1 protein-coding gene is annotated in these 622 nt (G+C 73.5%); it reads right to left on the reverse strand.

What is annotated here, in order from left to right:
• The coding region (locus D3H34_RS33450; RefSeq protein ID WP_167481336.1) for a TolC family protein at nucleotides 1-622 on the reverse strand (622 nt) is incomplete at both ends.

Raw genomic sequence — 622 nt, forward strand, 5'->3', positions numbered from 1 at the left:
CCGCACATGGTCGGCAGTGAGCGCGGCCTGGGCGCTGGCCAGGCTGTCCTGCGAGGACAGCTGGGTGCGCTGGGTCTCAAGCACCGTCTGGAAATCCACGAGGCCGCTGCTGTAGCGCTGCTGCGCGAGCAGCGCGGCATTGGCCGCGGCTTCGGCCGCGATGCGCAGCTGTTCGAGGCGCAGGCCGTCGCCCTGCAGCGCGGCCAGCGCGTCCTCGACTTCCTGCAAGGCCGTGAGCACGGTCGCGGCGTAGTTCAGGCGCGACTGCTCGAGCGAGGCTTCCTGCACGCGCACCTGGGCGCGCGCCGCGCCGCCATCGAGCAGCGGCACGGAAATGCTGCCCAGCAGCGCGCTCACGACCGAGCCGCCCTGGGTCAATGCGCCCAGCGTCAGCGCGCGCAGGCCCAGCGAGCCGCCGAGGCGAAAGCTCGGATAGCGCGCGGCATCGGCCTGCGAGACACGCGCCAGCGAAGCCGCCACACGCGCTTCGGCAGCGATCACGTCGGGGCGCTGGCGCAGGGTCTCGGCGGGAATCTGGAGCGCCAGCGCATCGGGTGCCTGGGGCACGCGGGCGACGGCGGCCAGTTGCGCGTCGAGCGCTGCGGGGTTCTGGCCCGTGAGG

This window comes from Acidovorax cavernicola, from assembly GCF_003581445.1.